Below are 3,652 nucleotides of genomic sequence, written 5' to 3'. Positions count from 1 at the left end.
CGCAGCATGACAGTAAGGTTGCCCACCCCTACCAGGATGGCAATGGCGAAGAAGAAGAGCAAACCCACTGTAGCCACCGTGGCAAAGATGATGATTATGCTGTTGCCCAGATCGGAAAGACAGCTTACCACCTGAGAATCACCTACCGGTTGAATCAAGGCCCCGGCGAGTTTATATATGAAGGCCAGGGAAATTAGTTTGACCAGCGGTAGTGTCATCATCATCACCACCGCCACCACACCGGCAATACCCAAAGCATTTTTTATCAGAAGGGAGGAACTGATCACAGCTTCCAGAGCTTCTGAAAACATTCCCCCTACTACCGGAATAAAGGCATCCAGAGAAAACTTGGCGGTGCGCAAAACCACCCCGTCCCCTACAGCCCCGGCCACCCCCTGGATGGCTAAAAGACCCAGGAAAACCGTTCCCATTACCCCCAGAAGCCCTACTGCCACACCACGCAACAGTCCGGCCAGGCCGGAAACCTTAAAGCGAGGAGAAAGTTGACTCACCAGGCCGAGCACGGCGGAAAAGAAAACCAGAGGCAGCACCACGTTTCTGATCAGTGTTCCGATAAAAGTAATGCTCACCAAAATCACGGGGTGAAAGATGGCCGCCGTAGTCACCCCACCCAGAGCCACCAGCAAGGTGAGCAGGACGGGCATCAGGGCTTGCATAAACGTAACCATCTTATCTACCACTTCCCTGCCGGTTTGTACCGCCAGGGCAAAAGAACCAATGGCAATAGTAACCAGGACCAGGTAAGTTACGGTATGGGTCAGCTGGCCGGTAGTCCCCCGGTCAAAGGCAGCGGTAAAATTTTGTAGCACCACGCATATTATGGCCAGGACAACCAGTTTACCCAGGAGGGTGGAATTGGCTACCACCTCGCGAAATAAATAAGAAAGGAGGCTGCGAAAAATTTCTGCGGGACTGAGATTAATTTCTCCGCGCATTAATTGCATAACCATTTCTTTAAAGTTAAACCCGGGCAGGGATTTTTTAATTTCTGTATCCAGGGTGTTTATGTAATCCTCCACCCCGCTGACATCCAGTGCCTTTTGCGCCGGCTCCAGGGATTGAGCAGACCCGGACACATCCCCCGGTAAAGCCAGGGCGGTAGCGGGAAAGAATAATAATAGCATGCAGAAGAAGCAGAACCAGAAAGGCCGTAGCATCCCCTTCTCACCTCAGGGTACAATTTTTAACAGTGACTGCAGTACGGCGATCATGATAGGTACTGCCAGGACAAGGATGAGAACCTTGGCTGCAAGTTCAATTTTGGAGGCTACCGCCCCCTCTCCGGCATCCCGGCAGATCTGGGCACCAAAATCGGCAATGTAGGCTATGGCAACAATTTTGAGGATTGTCCCCAGGTAAACCATATTCAAATTGGCCCGGGCGGAAAGCTCCTTGAGAACGTCAATTACCGTGCCAATCTTACCCAGGACCATCATGAAGAGGATAATCCCCACTGCAATGCTTAAAAGCATGGCCATTTCCGGTTTGTTGTGACGGATGGTGACCGCCAGTACCGCCGCCACTATCCCCAGGCCGACAATCTGCATGATCTCCACTCGTGCCACCTCTCTATCTCTCTAAAACAACTTGAAAACCGACCTGACCTGGTCAAAGAAACCACCCAAAAGTTGCACCACCCAGATGAGCACGATGCCCAGACCGCCCAGAGTAGCAATAACAGCATAATCTTCCTTCCCGGAATTTTTCAGGACATAGTGAGCAACCCCCACGAGAATTCCAATACCGATAATTTTAAAAATTAGATTCACATCGTAACCCATATAGCTCCCCCTTTTTTTGTTTAATACAACATCAAAACCAGTGCCAGACTGCCGAGAAAACCCAGGTAATTCCAGAGTTTTACATACCGTGAGGCCTCCTCTTCCGCTCTCATAATTTCCATACCCAATTGTTCCATGGCCAGGTTCAGGTGTTTACTCTGGTCCTGAATACTGGAAACGCCCAGGGCTGGACCCAGCTGCCGGAGGATGGCCAGATCGGAAGGTACCAGGGCACTTGTTGGATAAAACTTTTTTATGGCTTTCTCCCAGGCCTCCCGCGCCGTAGAACCCGATGGGGACAGGAGCTCTTCTCTGGCAAGGTTGAACAACAGGGCCACCCGCGGGCTCACCCTCTCCGCAACCAGGCCCAGAGCTTCGGGCAGGGGTGTGGCGGTATAGGTGATCTCCGTTTCCAGCATTTTTAAAGCGGCCTGCAGACTGCGCAGTTCTCCCGGCCTCCGGGCATAATGCCTGGCCATCGTCATCCCAGCTCCGCTTCCAGCGAGAAGGATCAGTGCACATCCAAGGATTTTCAGCAATCAGTTCACCTCCAGGGAACGCATGGTCTGACCGTCCAGGATATCTTCAACCGTACCTACACCGCGTGAACGGCCCAAAAGGACAAAACGCTGGATTACCTTCAGCTTAAAGAGATGTTGCAGGGCTGGGCGGGTGGCCAGTTCGGCCAGGGAAGCACCATGAACGGTAACCAGAACGCGCACTCCGGCATGGAACACTTCTTCAAGTGCGGCGATATCCTCAACCCTCCCGATTTCATCGGTGGCTATTACCTGGGGAGCCATGGAACGCAACAACATAATCATGCCTTCAGCCTTGGGACAACCGTCCAGGACATCAGTCCGGACCCCTACATCACGTTGCGGCACACCCCGGTAGCAGCCGGCCAGCTCGGAACGTTCATCCACCACCCCCACGGTCAAACCTGGCAAACCCAGCTCCGGTACACCGTTGCTGAGCTGGCGGATGATATCACGCAGCATGGTGGTCTTCCCGCAGCGTGGCGGGGAGAAAATCAACGTATGATAAATGTTTTTTATGCGGCGGTCGATGAGGTACGGCAACAGGGAACTGGCCAACCCCGGCACTTCCCGGGAAATACGAATATTCAGGGAACTGATGTATTTTAATGTTTTCACCCGCCCCCCTTCCAGAACAGCTCGCCCGGCCAGGCCAACCCGGTGCCCGCCGGGAAGGGTGATATACCCGTTGCGCAATTCTTCTTCCAGCGCATAAAGGGATGACCCGGTAACGAGCTGGATGGTGCGCTCGAGGTCGCCGGCACTGACCAGGTAGGCGTCTTCCGGGTTTGTCACAAGGTTTCCCTCCGGACTCAGAAAAACATCCTTGTGTACCAGTCCCAATGCCAGGGGACGGTCCTGGCGCAGGCGGATCTCTTCCAGCCGTTCCAGGACTTCCAGGGGCAACCCGGCAATCAGATTGCGCAGTTGAACCGGTAACACCGGCAGCACTTCTTCCACAGGATGACTTCTGGTGGACCTGACCGGCCGGAGCAAAGGCGCAATGGTCATGGTTTGTCCCTCCCCTTCACTCCATAGATATTTGAGGGGACAAGTTTTTATACCGCAAAAATTTGTCAAAAAAAGAACCCCTCACCTACGCGGTGAAGGGTTAGGGTGTTTTAAAAGCGGCATGAAGTCTTTCTTGAAAGTTAAATATTCAGTGAACCTGGCTGGATACGGCGCTCTCCCCGCTCACTCCAGTGCTTCGCTTCGGACAGCGCCGCATCCTTGTCATGACGGTTCTATTATATTTGTATATTTGACACTTGAAAATGACTGCTTGACGCTATTCCAGCTCGTAGGGCCAGC

5 protein-coding genes are annotated in these 3,652 nt (G+C 53.0%); all 5 read right to left on the bottom strand.

The window, feature by feature from the left end:
• On the bottom strand, window positions 1-1,145 hold a 1,145-nt coding region (gene spoIIIAE / locus ACPLUI_RS12520), incomplete at its 3' end, for a stage III sporulation protein AE (protein WP_424660590.1).
• A 45-nt stretch (window positions 1,146-1,190) separates the two neighbouring features.
• Window positions 1,191-1,577 carry a stage III sporulation protein AD gene (gene spoIIIAD, locus ACPLUI_RS12515; RefSeq protein WP_424660591.1) on the bottom strand — a complete coding sequence of 129 codons (387 nt, stop codon included), beginning with the start codon at window positions 1,575-1,577 and terminating at the stop codon, window positions 1,191-1,193.
• A 21-nt stretch (window positions 1,578-1,598) separates the two neighbouring features.
• On the bottom strand, window positions 1,599-1,802 hold the full coding sequence (gene spoIIIAC, locus ACPLUI_RS12510; RefSeq protein WP_424660589.1) for a stage III sporulation protein AC: 204 nt from the start codon (window positions 1,800-1,802) through the stop codon (window positions 1,599-1,601).
• A 20-nt stretch (window positions 1,803-1,822) separates the two neighbouring features.
• A complete protein-coding gene (spoIIIAB, locus tag ACPLUI_RS12505; RefSeq protein ID WP_424660588.1) occupies window positions 1,823-2,341 on the bottom strand; it encodes a stage III sporulation protein SpoIIIAB in 519 nt (172 codons plus the stop codon).
• Window positions 2,342-3,352: a stage III sporulation protein AA gene (gene spoIIIAA / locus ACPLUI_RS12500; RefSeq protein WP_424660587.1), complete on the bottom strand. Its 1,011-nt coding sequence runs from the start codon at window positions 3,350-3,352 to the stop codon at window positions 2,342-2,344.
• Window positions 3,353-3,652 lie beyond the last annotated feature (300 nt).

This window comes from Desulfofundulus sp., assembly GCF_049701015.1.
Taxonomy (GTDB): domain Bacteria; phylum Bacillota; class Desulfotomaculia; order Desulfotomaculales; family Desulfovirgulaceae; genus Desulfofundulus.
Note: the sequence above shows the minus strand (reverse complement) of the source record. Positions and strands in the feature narration are given on the sequence as shown.

Excerpts from the sequence above, each read along its gene's own strand:
- spoIIIAC (WP_424660589.1), bottom strand. The coding sequence starts at position 1,802 with ATGGGTTACGATGTGAATCTAATTTTTAAAATTATCGGTATTGGAATT.
- spoIIIAA (WP_424660587.1), bottom strand. The coding sequence starts at position 3,352 with ATGACCATTGCGCCTTTGCTCCGGCCGGTCAGGTCCACCAGAAGTCAT.